Genomic DNA, 19,491 nt, shown 5'->3' with positions numbered 1-19,491 from the left:
AGCCCCCCACGAAAGGAACCAACCCCTTGCGCGGCTCCCTGTTGTCCGGCGACACCCTCACCGAGACCTTCCTCCAGCACACTCGCAACTCACCCGAAGCTGTCGCCGTCTTTCCCGGCAGCGAGGAGCGGATCACCGCGGCCGAGCTCGCCGAGACCTCCTTGCACTGCGCCCTGGGCCTGCGAGAGCACGGCGTTGGCCCCGGGGCCATCGTCGGCCTGCTCGTTCCTACCGACGCACGATTCCTCAGCCTGTTCTTCGGTGTGCAGCGAGCCGGTGCCGCGTGCAGCGTGCTGCCGCTGCCGGCCGGCTTCGGCGACGAGCAAGGCATCGCCCGCCGGTTGGCCGGCATCCTGGGCGTCGCCGGCATCCGTCACCTGGTCCTCGGCGAGGCCTTCGGGAACCTGGGTGCCCTGCTCACCGAGCAGATCCCCGGGCTTGTCCTCATCGACCCCGACGTGTCCGCTCCCGGCGGTACCCACCAACTGCCCGGCGTCGACCCGGATGCCCTGTCCGTGGTGCAGTTCACCTCCGGCTCCACCAGCGCGCCCAAGGGCGTGCAGCTCACCCAGAGCGCGATGGCAGCCGGGCTGCGGGCTTGTGTGGTCTCCGGGCACTTCAGCCCCGACGACGTCTTCATGCAGTGGGTGCCCACCTTCCACGACATGGGCCTGGTCGGACTCTTCTCGCACCTGCTCAACGGTGCTGACGTGCACGTGTTCACCCCGACCGCGTTCCTGCGCCGCCCGGCGCAGATCCTCAAGTACTTCGCTGAGCACCGCGGCACGGTCATCACCGGACCCAACTTCTCCTACGAGCAGTTCGTGGCCGCCGCCCCCTTGGAGTTCGTCAAAGAGCTGGACCTCTCCGCCTGGCGGCTGGCGTTCAACGGTGCCGAGCCGGTCAGCGCCGAGACCGTCGAGCGATTCAGCGCCCACCTGGCCCCCGCCGGACTGCGGGACACCGTCATGTATCCGGTGTACGGCATGGCCGAGGCCACCTTGGGCATCACCTTCCCCGAACCCGGCAGCCCGGTACGAATCCTCTCCATCGACCGGGCCGAAATAGCCGCCTCCGGTCGGGCGGTCCCGGTGGCCCGCGGTGACCGGGGTGCCAAGGACGTGGTAGCGGTCGGCCGCCCCGTGCACGGCATCGAGATGCGTCTGGTCGCCGCGGACGGCCGGGTGTGCGCGCCCGGCGAGCTGGGTGAGGTACAGATCACCGGCCAGGCCGTGACCACCGGCTACTACAACGCGCCCGAGGCCACAGCGGCCGCCTTCGACGGACGCTGGTTCCGCACCGGCGACGTCGGGTTCCAGGACAGTGGCGATCTCTTCGTGACCGGCCGCATCAAGGACATGGTCATCATCCGCGGCCAGAACTACTACCCCGACGACATCGAGGCCGTGGCCCGCGAGGTACCGGGGGTCTACCGCAAGCGCTGTGTGGCCTTCTCCGACGTCACCGACGATGGTCGTGAGGTGGTTCGCGTCGTGGCCGAGGCCGACCCGAAGAAGGCCGGCGCCGACCTGGGCCCGCAGATCGCCACCCGGATCGTCCAGGAGATGGACTTCACCGACGTCCTTGTGCACCTGGTCAAACCACGCTCAATTCCTCGCACCACCAGCGGCAAATGGCAGCGCACCCGCACCCGCGAACAGCTGTCGGCGTCGGCCGACGTGGGGGCAGTCGGCACCCGGCCCGCCAGCCGAATCGAACCGGAGGAAACCACGTGACCACCCCTTACAAGCTCGAGAGCGCACGGAACCCGGAAGCGGAGCCGCTGCACAGCTACGACGTCTTCCCCACGTACCAGAACGCCTCGTGGGAGATGAAAGACATCCCGTGGGACGACTTCCGCCCCGACCTTGTGCGGCCGGAGTACATCGCCTTCGCGATGGGCGCCGTCATGGGTGAGTCCAACTCGATAGCCGCCCAGCACGGCTTCTTCAACGAGTTCGTCGACGACTACGACTTCTCGGCTTTCGTGTGCCTGTGGGGATACCAGGAGCTCCAGCACCACCTGGCGTTCAAGAAGTGGCTGCGGCTGGCCGGCAGCGACGTCGCCTACGAGCAGATCAACGCGATGCGGGCGCCGTACCCGCCCGGCATCACCCCGTCGGCGACACTGGCCACCAACATAATCTCCGAGATCGCCACCAACCACATGTACAAGTGCGTGAGCCGGGTCGCGGAGGAGCCGGTCATCGCCAAGATCATGAAGCGCGCGAGCGGCGACGAGGCACGCCACGCACGGGAGTTCATCCACTACACCGCCCGTCGGCTGGTCACTCACCCAGAGGAGCTGGCCTCGGTCCTGGAGACCTTCTACGTCTACATGGCCGACCCCGAGGGCCGCTACAACCACCCGGTCAGTAAGTTCAAAGGCAACCTCCCCGAACTCGACGGCCACGTCACCATCGATGAGGTCTTCCGCTACTTCGGCGAGGTGGACGACGGCACGGAATGGGCTCGGATCCACAAGCAGCTCTTCGACACGCTCGCCGAACTCACCGGCCGACCGGTGGAGAAACTCCGCGACATCCGGCGCATCCTCGCCGACCTGCCGTCCGCCGGAGACGGGGCCCGATGAACGAGGAGAACGCTCCCGTCGTGCTGCCCTGGCTCGACGAGCCGCGGTTTGAGTGCTTCGGCTGCTCGCCCCGTAACAAGATCGGCCTGGCCCTGAAGATGTACCGCCTCGGCGACGGCCGGCTCGGCACCGACATCACCTTCTCCGACGCGTATGCCTCCTACCCCGGGGTCGTCCACGGCGGCATCGTCAGCGTCCTCGTGGACGAGCTGATGGGCGACCTGATCGCCCTCGACCGCGGTCTGCTGGCCTTCTCGGTCACCCTGCGCACCAAGTTCCTGCAACCGCTGCAGACGGGTACCCCCTATCGGGCCGTCGCCCGCATCGTCCGGGAGAGCGGCGGTGTGGTGCACGCGGAGGCCGATGTCCTCGATGCCGACGGCACCCCGCACGTGATGGCGAACTCGGCCTACCAGCCGATCAGTTCGGAGCAGGCCGAGGGCCACATGGGGCTGGTCGGCGCAGACCGTGAACGCCTCGCACACTACTTCGATCACGCGATTGGATGACCATGCCGCAGCAGAACCACCCCCAGACCGTCTCTCTCCAGGACGCCACGGTCCTCGACGAGGTCCGCGCCCAGACCGCCAAAGAACTCGGCATCAACGTCGCCGAGATCTCCGAGACCACCGTCCTGAAGGAACTGCCCGGCGCGGACTCGGTACGCCTGCTGCGCGTCGTCGCGCAGATCGAGCGCGTCTACGACGTGGAGTTCGAGGACGAGGACATCTTCGCCGTGCGCACCCCCCGCGAACTCACCGACCTCGTCCTCGCTCAGGTACGCACGGAGGCATGAGATGACCACCGATGCGCATACGGAGGTCGGCCCGGTGCTCCACGCGGGACGGGACGACGATCTCTCCCTCCTGCCGAAGGACGCCGAACTGGCGACCAACGAGCACTATGAGCTGCCCCCGGAACTGTTCCGGGCGTTCCTCGACGAACGTGTCAAATACAGCTCGGCGCTCTACCGCACCCCGGGCGCCACCCTGGAGGAGGCGCAGACTGCCAAGCTCCACTTCGTCGCCGAGCGCCTGGGCCTGAAGGGCGGCGAGTGTCTGCTCGACATCGGCTGCGGCTGGGGCAGCCTCACCCTGTTCATGGCCCAGGAGTACGAGTGCGAAGTCGTCGGGGTCACTCCCTCCGGCCCGCAGGCCGAGTACATCCGGGAGCAAGCGGACCGGCTGAAGGTGTCTGCCAGGGTCGACATTCGCGTCGGCTCCTACACGGACCTGGACATCGAAGGACGCTACGACGCGGCGACGATGCTCGGTTCGATCATCCACATGCCCGACCGGGTGGCCGTGCTGCGCAAGGTGTACGACTCGCTGCGCCGCCAGGGCCGGCTCTACCTCTCCGAGAGCTGCTTCCGCAGCACCGAGGCGTACCGGAAGTTCGCGCTGCGGCCCGGCACCCGGCACGTCACCGAGACGATCTTCGGCTTCGCCGACATGGTTCCCTTTTCCCACCTCATCGAGTCGGCGGAGTCGGCCGGCTTCAGCCTGGAGCAGCTGGACGACCTCACCGCGCACTACCACCGCACCATCGAGGAGTGGCAGCGCCGGGCCGAGGCCAACCGCGACCGGATCGAGGCCGTCGCGCCCGGCATGGCGGAGCACCTCGTCCGCTATCTGCGCGTCGCCAACGCCGGCTGGGGCTACACCTCCAAGCACTATGCGCTGACGGCCACCAAGTCCCGGCTCGGCCCGAAGGTGGCGACATGACCGAGACGACCGTGTTGGACGACCTCCTGCCCGCTTTGGAGATGCACGAGCTCGTCGACCAGGCGGTGACCCGTGCGGGTGAACGGTCCTGGACGCTCGCCGAACTGGACTGGGACTCCCTGCGCCCGGAACGGCTCACCGAAGCCGACCGGTCCGCCGTGCAGTTCATCACCTACGTCGAGGACCACATTCCCGGCTATCTGTCGCACTTCCTGGAAGCGTTTCCGGTGGCCGAGGCCGAACAGGAGCTGGAGCGCTTCGGGTTCAACCGGGAGTACTTCCGGTTCTTGGTCGCCTGGGCGGGCGACGAGGAACGGCACGCCTCGGCCCTCGCCCGCTACCAGGTCGAGACCGGCATGGCGACTCGGGAGGGGCTGCTAGCCGCCCTTGCCGAGGAGGGCCGCAAGAAGTTCGCGCTGCCCTACGAGCACCCGGTGCAGTCCTTCACCTACACCCTGATCCAGGAGAAGGCGACCCAGCTGTTCTATCAGCGCTTCCGCGAGACGGTCAGCGAGCCGTTCCTGAAAAACCTGCTCGGTCGGCTCGCCCGCGACGAGGCGCGGCACTTCGCCTTCTACAGCAACCTGGTGGGCGCCTACGTCACCAGGGACGGCGCCTCGTCCGTTCCTGGCCTCAAGGAGGTCATCGCCACCTTCCGGATGCCGCTCGCTGACACCATGAAGGGCTACTGGCGCTGGTCGCTCAAGGTCGCGGATGCCCAGTCCTACGACCACACCGAGGCGTACGACGCGGTGGTCCGGCTGGTACAGGGCTTCGTGGACACCCCGGGCGAGCCGAGTGTCGCGGACCTGGGCTCCTTCGTGCAGGCCATTCGGCGTATCAAGTGACCTCCGGCGGTGCCCGGATCCTGGTCGTCACCTGCGACTGGAGCGGGCGGGAGGCCCCCGAGACACTGCTCGGGGGCCTCGAGCGCGCCCACGCCGCGCGGCTGACCGGGCCCCGGCGCGCCGAGTGGGTCCGCACTCGGCTCACCGCCAAGGCCGCGGTGATCTGGGCTACCGGGGACCGCGGCGCCCAGATCCTGCCCGACTCCGACGGCGCGCCGCGGGTGCTGGATTCCCCCTCCGGCGCGGCCGTCTCTCTCTCCCACTCGGGTGACCTCGCCGTCTGCGCGGTCACCCGCGCCGGGCCCGCGCCCGCGCTCGGGGTGGACGTCGAGCCGGTCGACGCGCGTAACGACGTACTGCTACCGCGGCTGCTCGGCCCGGGGGAGCCGCTCTGGACGGGACCGGGGCGGCTGCCGGACCCGCTGCCGCCCGGCTTCGTCGCCACGGTCCTGACGGCCTGCAAGGAGGCAGCGCTCAAGGCCTACCGCCGACCCTCGCCGGCGCTGCGCCACTACCGACTGGGCCGGGGTCCCGACGGCGGCCTATGGGTTCGGGCCGACGGCTCTGCCCTCGGCGAGTTGCGGGTCCGGTGGAGCTGTCAGGCAGGCCGGGTGACCGCCGTGTGCGCCGCGGGTCACCGGACACCGCTGTATGAAGTGGTCTCGGTGGACCGTGTCGTCGCCGCGTTCATACCCGTCCACGCACCCGTCCAGGGAGGATGAAACGTGATTCGGCACATCGTTCTTTTCAAGTTCAAGCCGGGAGTCTCCTGGGACGATCCCAGGGCGCAGGAAGCGGAACGTGTCGCTGCCAAGGTGGGCAGCGAGGTGCCCGAACTCCATGAATGGAGCGTCGGCCGCAACATATCCACGCGGCCCATTGCCTACGACTTCACAGTGATCGGTCTGCTGGGTGACTCAGCGGCGCTGGAGCGCTATTTGGTGCACCCGTTCCACCAGGAAGCGATTCGGCTGTGGCGAGAGATCAGCGACTGGGTCATCGCCGATCTCGAAGTATGACGAGAGAACAACGGGAACACGGAAAGGGCAAGGATCAGCGGTGAGTGCGCAGTACGAGAAGTGTGCCTTTGTTATCGAACGAGATCTCGCTGCCGGGCTGGCGATGAACACGGTGGCGGCGCTCTCGATGTCCGTCGGACGCTTCGTGGAGGGAATCGTCGGTGACTCGGTCAAGGACGCCGATGGCGAGGCGCACATCGGCATCACGGCGATTCCGTTGCCCGTGCTGAAGGGCGAGGCGACGGACCTGCGGGACATCGTGCTGAAAGCGGCCGGCCTGCCCGACGTCTTCGTGGTCGACTTCACCACGGTTGCCCAGTCGTCACGGAGCTACGACGAGTACACCCGCCGGACGGCCGAGCTGGCCACCGCCGAGCTGCCGTACATCGGAGTCGCCGTCTGTGGCAGCAAGAGCGCGGTGAACAAGCTCACCGGCAGCCTGCCGTTATACCGCTGACGCAACCGACACGCGAGGGGACCATGTTCACTGTCTTCAACGAAGAACTCGCCCAGCTCGCACGCGAGATACGCGACCGGCACCAGTCGTTCACGGCGGGTCGATGGACCGACGCGGCCCTCGCCGACCACCAACTCCAGGAGTTCCGCCGCACGGTGGCGTACGTGAAGGAGAAGTCACCGTTCTACGCGAGGCACCTGGCCTCCGTGGACCCCGAGGCCATCCCGTCTCTGGCTCCCGAGCACCTGGCCTCCGTACCGTTCACCACCAAGGACGACCTGCGACGCGAGTTCGAGAGCGTGCTCTCGCTGCCGCTGTCCAAGGCGTGGATCTTCTACGAGACCACCGGTACCACCGGCCGGAGCACGCCCTGCCCGCGCAACAACACCGACTCGCTGCACAACAACACGGCGCTGACGGTGTACTACGACACGATCTTCCGGCAGTTCGGCGAGGAGCAGGTGATCGGCGTCTCGGGGCCGACCGAGTTACACGCATTCGGGGACACCTTCGGCGACGTCTGCCGCAACCTGGGGCACGCGGTCGCCAAGATGTGGCCCCACTCGCCGATGGTCGGGTACGACCGCGCGCTGGAGACCCTGCGCGTCCTTCCGGCCACCGGCCTGTTCAGCACGCCAGGGATGGCGTTGTCCCTGGCGAAGAAGGCGTACGCGGCCGGTCTCCACCCGCGGCGGGACTTCGGCCTCGACGTTCTGATGTGCACGGGGGAACTCGCCTCTCCCAGCCTCCTGGAGAACATCGGCGAGGTGTGGGGCGCCAAGGTCTACAACGCCCTGTACGCCTCACAGGAAGCCTCCGTGATGGGCGCGGCGGGCGCCGACGGCGCTCTGTACACAGCCCCACTGCTCAACCTGTACGAGGTGATCGACCCGGACACCGCACGCGCGGTCGACCCGGGACCCGACGGGGTGCGCACGGGCGAACTCGTCGTCACCTCCCTCTACCAGGGCAGCAAGCCCCTGGTGCGCTACCGCACGGGGGACCTGGTCCGGCTGGGCCCCGTCGCCGCGGACCGCACCTTGCCCGCGCCCACCCTGGAGGTCCTTGGCCGGACCCGCGACACCCTGTCCATCGGCGGCAGCCGGATCAGCGGTTACGACCTCGAGGAACTGCTGCTGACCCACCCCCGGGGCTACCTCGACTACCAGATCGTCATCGACGAGGTGGACGGTCAGGACGAGCTGACCCTCCACTTCGAGACGCCCCCCGACGACGAAGGCGTGCGCGTCGACCGGGCGGCGATCGCCGACGCCGTGCGCGAGCGGCTCGGCGTCCCGGTCCGGTTCGCGTTCGGCCCGCTCGGCGGCGTCACCACGACCGGCGCCATGGTCAGTTGGAAGGCCGCCAGGGTCGAGGACCGGCGCCGGGCCGCTGCGGACGCGGAGCGCGTCGCCGCGCTCACCGTCGCAGGCGGGAGGGCCCAGTGACCAGCGCCGTAGCGGCGGAACCAGGCACGGCGACGCCCGCCGTCGCCGCCCTGGCCTACCACGACGGGCAGTTCGTTCCGTTGGAGCGGGCCCAGGTGTCGGTCACCACGCAGGCACTCCAGTACGGCACGGGCGTCTTCGAGGGAATCCGCGCCTATGCCCAGGCGGACGGCGGCCTGGCGGTCTTCCGCGGCCACGACCACTATCTGCGCTTCCTCAGGAGTTCTCGGACCCTGCGCATCGACGTCGGGCTGGACGCGGAGCAGTTGTGCGAGGTGACGGCGGAGCTGCTGCGTCGGATCGGCCCGACCACCGACATGTACGTCCGCCCGCTGGCGTACAAACGCGCGCTGCTGCCCGGGACGCCGCCCGGTGTGCAGCTCACGGGAGTCTCGGACGCGGTGTCGATCAACGCGTTCCGGATGGGGTCGTACACCGACCGCGGCGGCATCCGCGTCGCGATCAGCTCCTGGCGCAGGCCGAACTCCGGTGTGTTACCGGTCCGCGCGAAGGTCACCGGCGGCTATGTCAACAACGCGCTCGCCGTGGACGAGGCACGCGCCGCCGGATACGACGATGCCATCCTGCTCAACAGCCGTGGCCAGGTGGCGGAGGCCAGCACCTCCAACGTGTTCGCCGTCGTCCACGGCCGGCTGGTCACGCCCCCGGTCACCGCCGATCTGCTCGAGGGCATCACCAGGGACACGGTGGTAACCCTCGCGGCCGGCCTGCTGGACGTCGAGACCGCCTTCCACGATCTCGGCCGCGAGGACCTGGGCAACGCCGACGAGGTGTTCCTCACCGGCACGGGCGCGGAGATCGTACCGGTGACCGAGATCGGCGGCCGCCCGGTCGGGGACGGCGTCCCCGGACCCCTCACCACCGCCCTGATGACCGCGTATCACGAGATCGTCCGCGGCAAGGACGAGCGATATCAGCACTGGCTCCAGCCCGTCGGCTCGGCCACGGACTGACCGTCGGCTTCAGGGGGAGACATGGTTCAGGTAGCAGGATGGATAGACATAGCCCTGACCTCGGGGCCGTCGATGGAGACCATCGGCACGCTCGGCCCCGCCGGCACCAGCAGTGAACAGGCGGCGCTGTATCTCTGGGCGGATCGCGGCCGGGGCGGCCCGCCGGGGGTCGGGCTCTACGACACCTACGAGGAGGCCGGCAGGGCACTGCGCGAGGGCGCCGTCAGCCATGTCGTGATCGCCAACGCGTACGCCTCGGTGAACAGCTTCTACATGGACCCGTCGCTGCGGTTCGCCGGAGCGTTCCTCTTCGACACCCCGGACTACGGCATCGCCGTCTCCCCGGGGCACCGCATCCCCGCCGTCGCCCGGATCGCCACCCACCCGGCGCCGGTCCCGCTGGTCGAGGAACTCCTGCCGCGGGAGTACTCGGTGGCGGAGATCTGCTACGCGACGTCCACCAGCGCGGCAGCCCGCCAGGCCGGCCGCCGGGAGACCGATCTGGCGCTCACCACGCGGACGGCGGCCAAGGCCCACGCGTTGGAATTCATCTCCCGTACCCGGCCGATCCGCATGCTGTGGTCGGTCTTCACCCTCGCCGGGACGGACTCCTGAAAGGAAACAGGTGACCCATGCTCCTGATCGACCGTGCCACGGTGCGTGAGCTCTACCCGGTGAAACGTGCCCGGCCGGTGATGGCGGAGGCCCTGCGCCGGTACAGCAGCGGCCAGGTGGACCTGCCGCTGCGGACCATCCTCCGGCCCGAGAAGGACACCGGTCTGCTGGGCACCATGCCCGGGTTCGTCGCCGGCGACGACCTGGCCGGGTACGGGCTGAAGGCCATGGTCCTCAAGCCCGAGAACCCGGCCCGCGGTCTGGAGCTGCACATCGGGGTCGTCATGGTCTTCGACCCGGAGACCGGCGCTCCGCTGGCCCTGATGGACGCGGGAGCGGTGACCGCCGTACGGACCGCGGCCGTGTCCGCCGTCGCCACCGAAGCGTTGGCGCGGCCGGATGCCGGGGATCTCGCCGTGCTCGGCTCCGGTGTCCAGGCCCGCAGCCACCTGGAGGCCATGTACCTGGTCAGGCCGCTGCGCCGGGTCCGGGTGTGGAGCCGTACCGAGGAGCACGCCGAGGCCTACCGGGCGTGGGCGGCCACGGAGCTCGGCATCAAGGTGGAGACCGTGAGCACCCCGGCGCAGGCACTGGCCGGAGCCGACCTGGTCTGCACCACGACGGCGGCCAAGGAGCCCGTCGTCCAGGCCTCGGACCTCGCACCCGGCGTGCACGTCAACGCCGTCGGCGCCTCCTTCATCGACCATCGCGAGCTGTCCTCCCGTGCCGTGGCGGGCGCGTCCTTCTTCGTCGACAGCCGGGAATCGGCTCTCGCCGAGTCCGGTGATCTGCGCGCGCCGCTCACCGACGGCCTGGTGGGACCCGACCACATCCGGGCCGAGCTGGGCGAAGTGCTTCTCGGCAGCCGTCCCGGACGCCGCGAGGACACGGAGATCACCGTCTTCAAGTCCCTCGGCCTCGGCGTGCAGGACATCATGTCCGGCTTCGCCATCGCTGAGGAGGCCGCAGCCCGCGGGCTGGGCCGCACCTTCGAGCTCGACTGACCGGCACACCCGGGACACAGCAGAGGAGAACGACCGCAGTGAGTGCTCAGTCGCCAGCGCCGCGCACCGTGCTAGACGGCATCCCGGCCTACGTGCCCAAGTCGCCGCAACCGCCCGCTGCGGGCACGTCGTACCGGCTCTTCCTCAACGAGAACCCCTGTCCGCCGCTGCCTTCGGCCCTGGAGACGATCTCCGCGGCGGCATCGCACACCAACCTCTACCCGGGCATCTTCCCGGAACAGCTGACGGACGCCCTCGCCCGCAAGCTGGACGTCCCGCACACGCACGTGGTCACCGGTCCGGGGTCAGTCGGCATCTACCAGCAGATCGGGCAGGCCATGCTCTCGCCGGGCGACGAAGTCGTCTACGCCTGGCCCTCGTTCGAGGCGTTTCCGATCGTCGTGCGGATGGCCGGCGCCCTTCCGGTCGAGGTGCCGCTCAGCGACGAGACCCATGACCTGGAGGCCATGACCGCGGCCATCACACCGCAGACCACCATGGTGCTGCTGTGCGAGCCCAACAACCCCACGGGCACCGCCGTCGGCGCCGCCCAGCTCAAGCAGTTCCTGGACCGGGTGCCGAGCCACATCCTGGTGGTGCTGGACGAGGCCTACTTCGAGTTCTACCAGGGTCCGGACGCTCCGGACGGGGTGGAACTCCACCGTGACCGGCCCAACCTGGTGGTACTGCGCACCTTCTCGAAGGCCTACGGGCTGGCCGGGCTGCGGGTCGGCTACGGCGTGGCCCACCCCCGGATCGCCGAGGCGATGCGCAAATGCGCCGTGCCGTGCGGGGTGAACCGGATCGCCGAGCAGGCCGCCCTGGCCGCGCTGAACGCGGAGGACGAACTCCTGCACCAGGTGGACCGGATCATCGCCGAGCGGGAGCGGTTGCGGGAGGCCCTCGGCCGGCTGGGCTGGAGCCTCCCGCCCAGCGAGACCAACTTTCTCTGGATGCCGCTCGGCGAGGACTCCGACCGGGTCGCTGCCGCACTCGAGCAGCGCGGGCTGCTGGTGCGCACCTTCTCCGGCGCCGGGCTCCGGATCACGGTCGGCAGCCCGGAGGCGAACGATCTGCTGATCACAACCCTGGAGGGCCTCACATCGGGTCGATGACGGTCTTACGCAGGTGCCCGTAGACCACCGAAGTGCGTACGTCCGCGAGTTCCTGTCGTTCGGTCAGCTTGTCCAGGACCACCGAGTGCAGATGGTCCGTGTCGCGAACAGCCACGTGGAGGAGGAAGTCGTCGGTGCCCGTCAGCACGAAGACCGAGATCACCTCGGGCATCCGCGCCACGAAGGCCTGGAACTGCTCGATGACCGCGCGAGTCGGCGGCCGCACCCGCACGGCGATGATCGCCTGCAGTCCCCGGCCCAGCGAGGGGAGATCCACCCCTGCGTGGAATCCGAGCAACACCCCGCGCTCCCGCAGGGATCGCACTCGCTCCAGGCAGGTCGAGGGTGCGATCCCCAACTCCTGTGCAAGGTCCCGGTTGGTGCGCCGACCGTCTTGCTGGAGAAGCCGCAGCAGCGCCGAATCAAGTTCGTCCATGTTCCATCACTCTCCATCCCAGCCGAATTATATTCGGCCAACCTGCCATTGTCCCTGCGTGATTGCTAGCATGCACGCGATTGTTCCGCCCATGATTCGTTTCTCTACGGCGCGGACCGGGCGGAGTCGGGGAGTACGGCCGAAAGGGGAGATCGACCGTGGACGAGCGGAGGGGAAGGGTCTGGGCCATATGCGCCGTGGTGGCAGCCGCGCTCGTATGGAGCAGCTCCTTTGCGGTGACCAAGCAGGTGCTGGCGGACGTCGGCCCGCTGACCATCGGGGCCATCCGCTTCACGATCGCCGCCGGCCTGCTCGCCGTCATGGTGCGCATGCGCCGCAACCCAGGGGCGCGGCCGGATGCCCGGCAGCGGCGCATGATCTACCTGAGCGGCCTGCTCGGCATCACCGCCTACTTCGTGCTGGAGAACGTCGGTGTCGAGCTGGCGACAGCCTCCGACGCCTCCCTGATCGTGGCCACCTACCCGCTGATGACCATGCTCCTGGAGTTCGTGGTCTTCCGGACCAGGATGCCGCTGCTCCGGGTCGGCGGTGTGCTGCTCGCCACCGTGGGCGCCTTCCTGGTCGTGCGCAGCGGAGCGGAGGTCGGAGGCAGCGAGCGCTGGCTCGGCGATGTCCTGCTGCTGCTCGGCGGACTGGTGTGGGCCGGGTACAACGTGCTGGCCAAGTACGCGGGCCGCGGGCAGGACTCGATGAACCTCACCTACTACCAGACCGTGGCGGGCGCCGCCGGCTTCCTGCTCGCCTCGTGTCTGGAGATCGGGGACTGGCGGGCACCGGGCGGGACGGCCTGGCTGCTTCTCGCCTATCTGGCCGTGGCATGTTCCGTCGGCGGCTTCCTTCTGTACAACTACGGCCTGCGCCGCATGACGTCGAGCGCCGCGGTCAACATCCTCAACCTGGCGCCGGTGTTCGGAGTGCTCGGCGCCGTGGTGATCAACGGAGAGACGATCCGACTCCCGCAGGTCCTGGGCGGCGCGATCATCATCGCCGGTGTGGTGCTCGGAGTGGTCGAGCGCCGAACGGACGTGGAGAAGCCCGCGGTTGTGGAGCGGGCCCCGGTCGGCGAGAGCGCCTGAACGGCCCGCGGGCCATTTCCCCGCCGAGACCGTGCCGGCGACGCATCAGGTTCAGCGAGGCCCACAGCGCATGTGAAAGGTGAGCGATTTGAAGAAGGTCCTACTCGTCGAACTGTCCGTTTTCGAGCGGATGACACCGTTAGCCTCCGGCTACCTTCAGGCGTATGCCATGACGGATTCGTTAATTCGCAGCGAGTACCGATTCGAGCGGTACTCGACCGTCGCCAGGACGCCCCGGGCCGATGTCATCCGAGACCTGGTCAGGGCGACTGCCGATGTGTACGCGATCAGCTGTTACGTATGGAACATGGGCCTGGTGCGGGCCGTGGTGGAGGCCATCAGGCAGGCACGGCCGCAGGCACAGATCATCCTCGGCGGCCCGCAGGTGATGTCGCAGGCCCAGCGTTATCTGAGCAGGACCGATGAGAAGACGGTCATCTGCAACGGGGAAGGGGAGGTCACCTTCTCGCAGTACCTTCGCGCGCTGACCGAGTCTCAGGTGAGTCCGCGACTCGATGAGGTCAGTGGTCTCAGCTTCTACCGCGACGGCGAGTTGGTGACGACCCCCAAACAGCCGAGGATCAGCAATCTGAACGACATTCCCTCGCCGTTCCTGACCGGAATCTTTGATTCCGCCTACAGCATAGCCATCCTGGAGACGAACCGCGGCTGCCCCTACCACTGCGGATTCTGCTTCTGGGGAGCCGCGACGAACGACCGCGTGTACCGTTTCGACGAGGACCGGGTCCGTGAAGAAATCAAATGGACCGCCAAGAACGAGATCCTCTTCCTCTTCATCGCCGACGCGAACTGGGGAATGCTGAGCCGAGACGTCGACATCTCCCGGCACATCACCGACTGCGCGAAGGAGCACGGAGCGCCGAACGTCGTCTACTTCTCCGCGGCGAAGAACAAGCCGCAGGCGGTCACGAAGATCACCGGCATCTTCCAGGACGCGAACCTCATCGCCTCCCAGCCGGTGTCGCTGCAGACCCTAGAGCCGACCAGCCTTGACCTGATCCGCCGTTCGAACATCAAGCTGAGCGCCTTCGCCGCGATCCAGGAGGATTTACGGGAGAAGCAGATCAGCTCCTTCATCGAACTCATCTGGCCCTTGCCGGGAGAAACACTCGACTCCTTCAAGCGCGGCATCGGCACGCTGTGTGAGAACGAGGCGCAGACCGTGATCGCGTACCCTCACCTGCTCCTCAACAACACCCCCATCTATCACAGTGCCGACTCCATGGGGATCGTGACCCGGCCGGCCGGAGGGGACGTCGCCGAGGCTCAGATCGTCATCGGCACCAAAGAGGCCTCCGTAGAGGACTTCGTGGAGGGCATGTACTACTTCTATGCCTTCCATGCGCTGCACAACACGCGCAGCCTGCGGACGGTGAGCCGCTACCTGGTGCGTCAGAAGGGGATGAAGTACCAGGACATCTTCTCCGCCTTCGCCGATTTCCTGCGCCGGCAAGGGGAGGACGACCCCATCCTGTCGTACATCGAACGCTCCATCCGGGACGCCGACTACTACGACGTGAACAACTACGGTCTCTTCATCCATTCCGTGCTGCACGAGCACAGGGAGATCGCCGCCCGTCATGTGCGCCGCTTCGCGCAGAGCCAGGATTGGTGGGACGACGCCAAGGCACGGGCCTTGTTCGAGATCGACATGGTGAACCGTCCCTACATGTACAGCAATACACCCATGGACGTGCACACAGAGGAATTCCAGGCACTGCGCCTGCTGGACCGCGGTCCCCGCAGCTACACGGTGCAGGTCCCTGCGGAGCACCTGACAGATCTGGCCGATGCGGTCCATATTCCGGCGATGCCGGAGGACGGCATCTTCACCGTGGAGCACAAGCGGCTGCAATACCCCTTCATGCCGACGCAGAGTCGTGACCACAGCGGCTCGTACTGTCACGGAATGATCGAGAAGGTCGGGAACGTCCTGCCGTTGTGGCAGCCGGTCTCACCGTCGTCCGAGGAGAAAGGACTGGACGCCCATGTCGCAATCTGAAGTGGCGATCGAGGGTACCGACACGGTGACTCTCGCTCCGTCGGACCGTGACAGCTCGCTGTGCGATCTCTTCGCAGAGCACGTCGTACGCCGTCCCGACGCACCCGCCGTGACCTATGGTCCCGTGACGCTGACCTACCGGCAGCTCGACAGGGTGACCAACTCTCTCGCCTCCCGGCTGCGGGAACTCGGCGTAGGGACCGACCGGCTGGTCACGATCCTCGCCGACCGGAGCCTCGGCGTCGTGGTGGGCATGCTGGCCACTGTCAAGGCCGGCGGTGCCTATCTGGCCCTGGATCCCACCCAGCCGGCCACCCGGCTGCGCACGATCCTGGAGGAAGCCAAGCCCGTGGCGCTGCTGACCGAGGCAGGCGCAGAGGATCCGAGCGGCCTCGGGATACCCGTGGTCACGACCGCCCCGCATCTGGGGGACGCCGTACGGGACGGGACCGCCCACGACGTCCGGATCGACGGGGGCACCGGCCCCGAAGACCTGGCCTATGTGGTGTACACCTCGGGTTCGACCGGCACGCCGAAGGGCATCTGCGTCACGCACCGCAACGTGGTGCAGCGCACGCGGAACGTCGATTACCTCACCTTCGCGCCGGGGGACCGGGTGGCGCAGGTCTCGAACGCCGCTTTCGACGCCACCACGATCGAGGTGTGGGGGGCGTTACTCAACGGGGCGGAACTGCTCGGGTTCGACCGTGACACCATTCTCTCGCCGGGCCGGCTGGGAATCGCTCTGCGCGAGCGTCACATCGACACCATGGTGATCCCGACACCGCTGTTCAACCAGCTTGCGGCGGACGACCCTTCGACGTTCGCCACGGTCTCCCAGATCCTGGTCGGCGGTGACGTCATAGGGGTCAGCCAGGCCAACTCCGTGGCGGCACTGCCGGGTTGCACCCTGCTGAACGGTTACGGCCCCGCCGAGTGCACGACCCTCGCCACCGCACACCGCGTCACGCCGAAGCCCGCCGACCAGTTGCGCGTACCGATCGGTCGCCCCATCTCCAACACGACCTGCTACGTGCTCGACGACGAGCTGCGGCCCCAGCAGGCCGGGCAACCGGGCCTGCTCTACATCGCCGGCGACGGCGTCGCACGGGGGTACCTCGGTCGCCCGGACCTGACGAAGGAACGGTTTCTGCCCGACCCCTTCGCGGCAGAGCCCGGCGCGCGCATGTACGCGACAGGAGATCTGGTCTGCCAGTTGCCGGACGGCTCCCTGGACTTCCTCGGCCGTGCCGACTTCCAGGTCAAGATCCGGGGCTTCCGAGTCGAGATGAACGAGGTCGATGCGACGCTGCTGATGCATCCTGGGGTCGGGGAGGCGGTGACGGTCGCCGACACCGACCTCCAGCCCGGCGACAAGACACTCGTCAGCTACTACGTGGGAGCCGACGAGGCGTCCCCCCAGACGGATGACCTCAAGGCGTTCCTGCGTGACCGGCTGCCCGAATACATGGTCCCGTCACGGCTGATCCGCCTCCCCGAACTGCCGAAGAACAGCAACATGAAGGTCGACCGGGCGCAGCTGCCTTCCCCGGCGGTCTCCTCGTCCGAGGCGGATGACGACGCCGGCTCGGCGGCCCCCGAGATGCTCGACGACGAGATCACAGCCATCATCGGGCGACTGTTGGACGTGCCGAGCTTCGGTCGTGAGGAGAACTTCTTCGAGGGCGGCGGGCAGTCCATGCTGGCGATCCGGCTGCTCACCCAGGTCGGCCGTCGCTACGGCGTGAACATGACGCTGGCCGAGTTCTTCGAGGACCCGACGGCACGCGGCATTGCCGGCTACATCCGGGCCGCGGACCCCTCGGCCTCCGCCGCGCCTGTGCCCGAGGCGGACGCCCGGCCAAGGGACGGGCGTCCATGACGAAGACGACCGACGTGTCGTGGTTCCCTCCGTGCCGGCCGGAAGCCACTCCTGCGCCAGCACTGGACGCGGACGCGATCCAGTTGTTCTGCCTGCCCCACGCCGGGGCAGGTGCGTCGGCCTACCGGGACTGGCCCGCGCTGCTGGCTCCGGGCATCGAAGCGATACCCGTGCAGCTGCCGGGACGGGAGAACCGCCACAGGGAGCCGGCGCTACGTTCGGCCGCGGAGCTCGTCACCGAACTGACCGGGCCCGTGGCGGGCTACGCAGGAGGGGACTTCGCCCTGTTCGGGCACAGCATGGGCGCTCTGCTCTGTTACGAACTGGCGCATGTGCTGTCCGCGCTCGGCAAGCCTCCTAGACATCTGTTCGTCTCGGGGCTGGGTGCACCGCACATACCGCCCACAGGGCCACGGCTGTGCGACCTGCCGGACGACGAGCTGGTGACGGTCATCGCGAAGCTGGAAGGGACGTCACCGGAGGTGCTCGCCCAGCCGGAGCTGGTGCAGCTCCTGCTTCCCTTGTTCCGCGCGGACCTCGAGGTCTGGGAGACCTACATCCACCACCGGGGTCCGCTCCAGGTGCCGATCACGGCTATGGGCGGTCGCCGCGATCCCAACGTCGGCCTGGACCTGCTCGGCGCGTGGGGGGACCTGACATCGGCCGAATTCCATCTCGAGGTATTCGACGGCGGTCACTTCTATCACTACGCAGCGCCGGACGAGGTCCTGGCTGTCATAAAGGAGCGGCTGTGATGGGCACCCGGTATATTCGGAGATCTGGCTGACACCTGGTTTATCCGCGGCTCTGCCTGGTAATCGGCATATTGCGCGTTCGGGCTGATATTCGGTGTGTCCCGAGTGTCAGCCCGAACGCATGTATGGGCGACTGCAGAGGTACGAGTCAGCGCACTTGGACGGGGAGGACTTCCAGCCCATGGATGAGGCTGGAGGCCCGCCACCGCAGCGACGACTCGGGCACCGCCAGCGCCAGCTCGGGGAACCGGGACAGCAGCATGTCGAACGCGATCTCGCCCTCCAGTCGTGCCAGTGGCGCGCCGAGGCAGTAATGGATCCCGTGCCCGAACCCCACGTGGCCCGACGTATCCCGGCCCACGTCCAGGCGGTCGGCGTTGGGGAACCGTGAGGGATCCCGGTTCGCCGACGCCGACGCGAGCATGACCCATTCCTTCGCGGGGATGGTGGTGTCGCCGATGGTCACCGGCTCCAGCGTGAATCGTTCGGTCGCGTGGTTCAGCGGGTTCGCGTACCGCAGCAGTTCCTCGACCGCCGAAGGCAGCAGCGAGGCATCCTCTCGCAGCCGCTTCAGCTCGGCCGGATGCGTCAGCAGCGCCAGCACCCCGCCGGCGATGAGGTTCAGCATCGTCTCGTGCCCGGCAACGAGCAGCAGGAACATCATCGAGAGCAACTCGTTCTCCGAGAGCGAGTCACCCGAGTCACGGGCCGCGATCAGCGCGGAGAGCAGGTCGTCCGCCGGTGACCGCCGGCGCTTCCCGACCAAGTGCGTGAAGTACGCGTGCATTTCGACGGCGGCCGTGCGGGCCTCCTCGCGCGTCCCCCGCGAGGACAGCAGTGTCTCCGACCACTCGCGGAACAACTTCCGGTCGTCGACCGGGATGCCGATCAGCTCGCAGATCACGGTCACCGACAGCGGAAAAGCGAACGCCTCGATGAGGTCCGTCTCGTCGGGGCCGGCCGCCATCGTGTCCAGTAACTCGCCCGTGATGCCCGAGATCCGCGGCCGCAGGGAGGCCACCCGGCGTGGCGTGAACGCCCTCACCACCAGGCGGCGCAGCCGGGTGTGGTCGGGCGGATCGAGGTTGAGCATGTGCTGGTCGAGGTACGCCTGCACGGGGTCGACGTTGATGTCGAAATCCTCGGGCGTCATGTGCGCCACCCAGTCCTTGGCCAGCCGGGGGTCGGCCAGCGCGGCGCGCACGTCCTCGTACCGCGTGACGAGCCAGGCCCGGACGCCCTCGGGTGTGATGACCGGAGTCACCGGCGCGGACGAGCGCAGGCGTGCGAACAAGCCCTGAGGGTCCTGGAAAAATGAATCGTCCAGCCGCTCGGTTGTGGGCGGCGGTTTCCCCCCTGTATTCACCATGACCCCAGCTTAACCAGGACCGCCTTTGCCCTCAAGGGATACGGATGGATTACGGACCGGATGAGCACCGGCGGCGCGGAGTGGTTGCTGCGAGCAATACCGCGCAATTCCTTCGCTAAGCGCCGGAAAGCT

The 19,491-nt window shown here is 68.0% G+C and carries 20 protein-coding genes; 18 read left to right on the top strand and 2 right to left on the bottom strand.

Features of this window, described 5'->3' with window-relative positions; genetic code table 11:
• Window positions 1-26: 26 nt before the first annotated feature.
• Genes AB0I77_RS34365 through AB0I77_RS34300 form a run of 14 tightly spaced genes read left to right on the top strand, consistent with a single transcriptional unit; the run spans window position 27 to window position 11,797 of the window.
• On the top strand, window positions 27-1,736 hold the full coding sequence (locus AB0I77_RS34365) for an AMP-binding protein (protein WP_363286680.1): 1,710 nt from the start codon (window positions 27-29) through the stop codon (window positions 1,734-1,736).
• Window positions 1,733-2,593, top strand: coding sequence for a ferritin-like domain-containing protein (locus AB0I77_RS34360; protein WP_363286679.1), 861 nt, complete (start codon window positions 1,733-1,735; stop codon window positions 2,591-2,593). The genes AB0I77_RS34365 and AB0I77_RS34360 overlap by 4 nt, the downstream gene beginning before the upstream one ends.
• Window positions 2,590-3,102: a PaaI family thioesterase gene (locus AB0I77_RS34355; RefSeq protein ID WP_363286678.1), complete on the top strand. Its 513-nt coding sequence runs from the start codon at window positions 2,590-2,592 to the stop codon at window positions 3,100-3,102. The genes AB0I77_RS34360 and AB0I77_RS34355 overlap by 4 nt, the downstream gene beginning before the upstream one ends.
• Window positions 3,099-3,389 (top strand): acyl carrier protein, encoded by a 291-nt coding sequence (locus AB0I77_RS34350; protein WP_363286677.1) that lies wholly within the window; start codon window positions 3,099-3,101, stop codon window positions 3,387-3,389. Before AB0I77_RS34355 ends, AB0I77_RS34350 begins: the two co-directional genes overlap by 4 nt.
• 1 nt (window position 3,390) lies before the next feature.
• Window positions 3,391-4,317, top strand: coding sequence for a class I SAM-dependent methyltransferase (locus AB0I77_RS34345; RefSeq protein WP_363286676.1), 927 nt, complete (start codon window positions 3,391-3,393; stop codon window positions 4,315-4,317).
• The gene (locus AB0I77_RS34340) at window positions 4,314-5,165 is read left to right on the top strand and encodes an acyl-ACP desaturase (RefSeq protein ID WP_363286675.1); all 852 of its coding nucleotides are present in this window, start codon (window positions 4,314-4,316) and stop codon (window positions 5,163-5,165) included. The genes AB0I77_RS34345 and AB0I77_RS34340 overlap by 4 nt, the downstream gene beginning before the upstream one ends.
• Window positions 5,162-5,887: a hypothetical protein gene (locus AB0I77_RS34335; protein WP_363286674.1), complete on the top strand. Its 726-nt coding sequence runs from the start codon at window positions 5,162-5,164 to the stop codon at window positions 5,885-5,887. The genes AB0I77_RS34340 and AB0I77_RS34335 overlap by 4 nt, the downstream gene beginning before the upstream one ends.
• 3 nt (window positions 5,888-5,890) lie before the next feature.
• Window positions 5,891-6,184, top strand: coding sequence for a Dabb family protein (locus AB0I77_RS34330; protein WP_363286673.1), 294 nt, complete (start codon window positions 5,891-5,893; stop codon window positions 6,182-6,184).
• A gap of 40 nt (window positions 6,185-6,224) precedes the next feature.
• Window positions 6,225-6,641, top strand: a complete 417-nt coding sequence (locus tag AB0I77_RS34325) for a DUF2000 domain-containing protein (protein ID WP_363286672.1) — start codon at window positions 6,225-6,227, stop codon at window positions 6,639-6,641.
• A 23-nt stretch (window positions 6,642-6,664) separates the two neighbouring features.
• A complete protein-coding gene (locus AB0I77_RS34320; RefSeq protein ID WP_363286671.1) occupies window positions 6,665-8,089 on the top strand; it encodes a phenylacetate--CoA ligase family protein in 1,425 nt (474 codons plus the stop codon).
• Entirely contained in the window at window positions 8,086-9,063 is a 978-nt protein-coding gene (locus AB0I77_RS34315; protein WP_363286670.1) for a branched-chain amino acid transaminase, read from the top strand. Before AB0I77_RS34320 ends, AB0I77_RS34315 begins: the two co-directional genes overlap by 4 nt.
• A 21-nt stretch (window positions 9,064-9,084) precedes the next feature.
• Entirely contained in the window at window positions 9,085-9,678 is a 594-nt protein-coding gene (locus AB0I77_RS34310; RefSeq protein ID WP_363286669.1) for a prephenate dehydratase domain-containing protein, read from the top strand.
• A gap of 17 nt (window positions 9,679-9,695) precedes the next feature.
• Entirely contained in the window at window positions 9,696-10,682 is a 987-nt protein-coding gene (locus AB0I77_RS34305) for an ornithine cyclodeaminase family protein (protein WP_363286668.1), read from the top strand.
• Window positions 10,683-10,720: 38 nt separating this feature from the next.
• Window positions 10,721-11,797 carry a histidinol-phosphate transaminase gene (locus AB0I77_RS34300; protein ID WP_363286667.1) on the top strand — a complete coding sequence of 359 codons (1,077 nt, stop codon included), beginning with the start codon at window positions 10,721-10,723 and terminating at the stop codon, window positions 11,795-11,797.
• Here the strand turns inward: AB0I77_RS34300 and AB0I77_RS34295 are convergent.
• Window positions 11,781-12,233, bottom strand: a complete 453-nt coding sequence (locus AB0I77_RS34295; protein WP_363286666.1) for an Lrp/AsnC family transcriptional regulator — start codon at window positions 12,231-12,233, stop codon at window positions 11,781-11,783. The genes AB0I77_RS34300 and AB0I77_RS34295 overlap by 17 nt on opposite strands.
• A 158-nt stretch (window positions 12,234-12,391) precedes the next feature.
• Between AB0I77_RS34295 and AB0I77_RS34290 the strand changes: the two genes are divergently transcribed.
• From AB0I77_RS34290 to AB0I77_RS34275, 4 genes are all read left to right on the top strand, one after another.
• On the top strand, window positions 12,392-13,330 hold the full coding sequence (locus AB0I77_RS34290) for a DMT family transporter (protein ID WP_363286665.1): 939 nt from the start codon (window positions 12,392-12,394) through the stop codon (window positions 13,328-13,330).
• Window positions 13,331-13,409: 79 nt separating this feature from the next.
• Window positions 13,410-15,353 (top strand): cobalamin-dependent protein, encoded by a 1,944-nt coding sequence (locus AB0I77_RS34285; protein ID WP_363286664.1) that lies wholly within the window; start codon window positions 13,410-13,412, stop codon window positions 15,351-15,353.
• On the top strand, window positions 15,340-17,235 hold the full coding sequence (locus AB0I77_RS34280) for a non-ribosomal peptide synthetase (RefSeq protein WP_363286663.1): 1,896 nt from the start codon (window positions 15,340-15,342) through the stop codon (window positions 17,233-17,235). Before AB0I77_RS34285 ends, AB0I77_RS34280 begins: the two co-directional genes overlap by 14 nt.
• Window positions 17,232-17,990 (top strand): alpha/beta fold hydrolase, encoded by a 759-nt coding sequence (locus AB0I77_RS34275; RefSeq protein ID WP_363286662.1) that lies wholly within the window; start codon window positions 17,232-17,234, stop codon window positions 17,988-17,990. Before AB0I77_RS34280 ends, AB0I77_RS34275 begins: the two co-directional genes overlap by 4 nt.
• 148 nt (window positions 17,991-18,138) lie before the next feature.
• Here the strand turns inward: AB0I77_RS34275 and AB0I77_RS34270 are convergent, their stop codons facing one another.
• Window positions 18,139-19,284, bottom strand: a complete 1,146-nt coding sequence (locus tag AB0I77_RS34270) for a cytochrome P450 (protein WP_363286661.1) — start codon at window positions 19,282-19,284, stop codon at window positions 18,139-18,141.
• Window positions 19,285-19,491 lie beyond the last annotated feature (207 nt).

Source organism: Streptomyces sp. NPDC050619, assembly GCF_040654815.1.
Taxonomy (GTDB): Bacteria; Actinomycetota; Actinomycetes; order Streptomycetales; family Streptomycetaceae; genus Streptomyces.
The sequence above is the reverse complement of the archived record's forward strand: the minus strand, read 5'-3'. Positions and strand labels throughout refer to the sequence as shown.

What these genes read in the sequence shown, in the direction of transcription:
- AB0I77_RS34355 (WP_363286678.1), top strand. Translation starts at nt 2,590, where the DNA reads ATGAACGAGGAGAACGCTCCCGTCGTGCTGCCCTGGCTCGACGAGCCG.
- AB0I77_RS34350 (WP_363286677.1), top strand. Translation starts at nt 3,099, where the DNA reads ATGACCATGCCGCAGCAGAACCACCCCCAGACCGTCTCTCTCCAGGAC.
- AB0I77_RS34345 (WP_363286676.1), top strand. Translation starts at nt 3,391, where the DNA reads ATGACCACCGATGCGCATACGGAGGTCGGCCCGGTGCTCCACGCGGGA.
- AB0I77_RS34340 (WP_363286675.1), top strand. Translation starts at nt 4,314, where the DNA reads ATGACCGAGACGACCGTGTTGGACGACCTCCTGCCCGCTTTGGAGATG.
- AB0I77_RS34320 (WP_363286671.1), top strand. Translation starts at nt 6,665, where the DNA reads ATGTTCACTGTCTTCAACGAAGAACTCGCCCAGCTCGCACGCGAGATA.
- AB0I77_RS34310 (WP_363286669.1), top strand. Translation starts at nt 9,085, where the DNA reads ATGGTTCAGGTAGCAGGATGGATAGACATAGCCCTGACCTCGGGGCCG.
- AB0I77_RS34305 (WP_363286668.1), top strand. Translation starts at nt 9,696, where the DNA reads ATGCTCCTGATCGACCGTGCCACGGTGCGTGAGCTCTACCCGGTGAAA.
- AB0I77_RS34295 (WP_363286666.1), bottom strand. Translation starts at nt 12,233, where the DNA reads ATGGACGAACTTGATTCGGCGCTGCTGCGGCTTCTCCAGCAAGACGGT.
- AB0I77_RS34280 (WP_363286663.1), top strand. Translation starts at nt 15,340, where the DNA reads ATGTCGCAATCTGAAGTGGCGATCGAGGGTACCGACACGGTGACTCTC.
- AB0I77_RS34275 (WP_363286662.1), top strand. Translation starts at nt 17,232, where the DNA reads ATGACGAAGACGACCGACGTGTCGTGGTTCCCTCCGTGCCGGCCGGAA.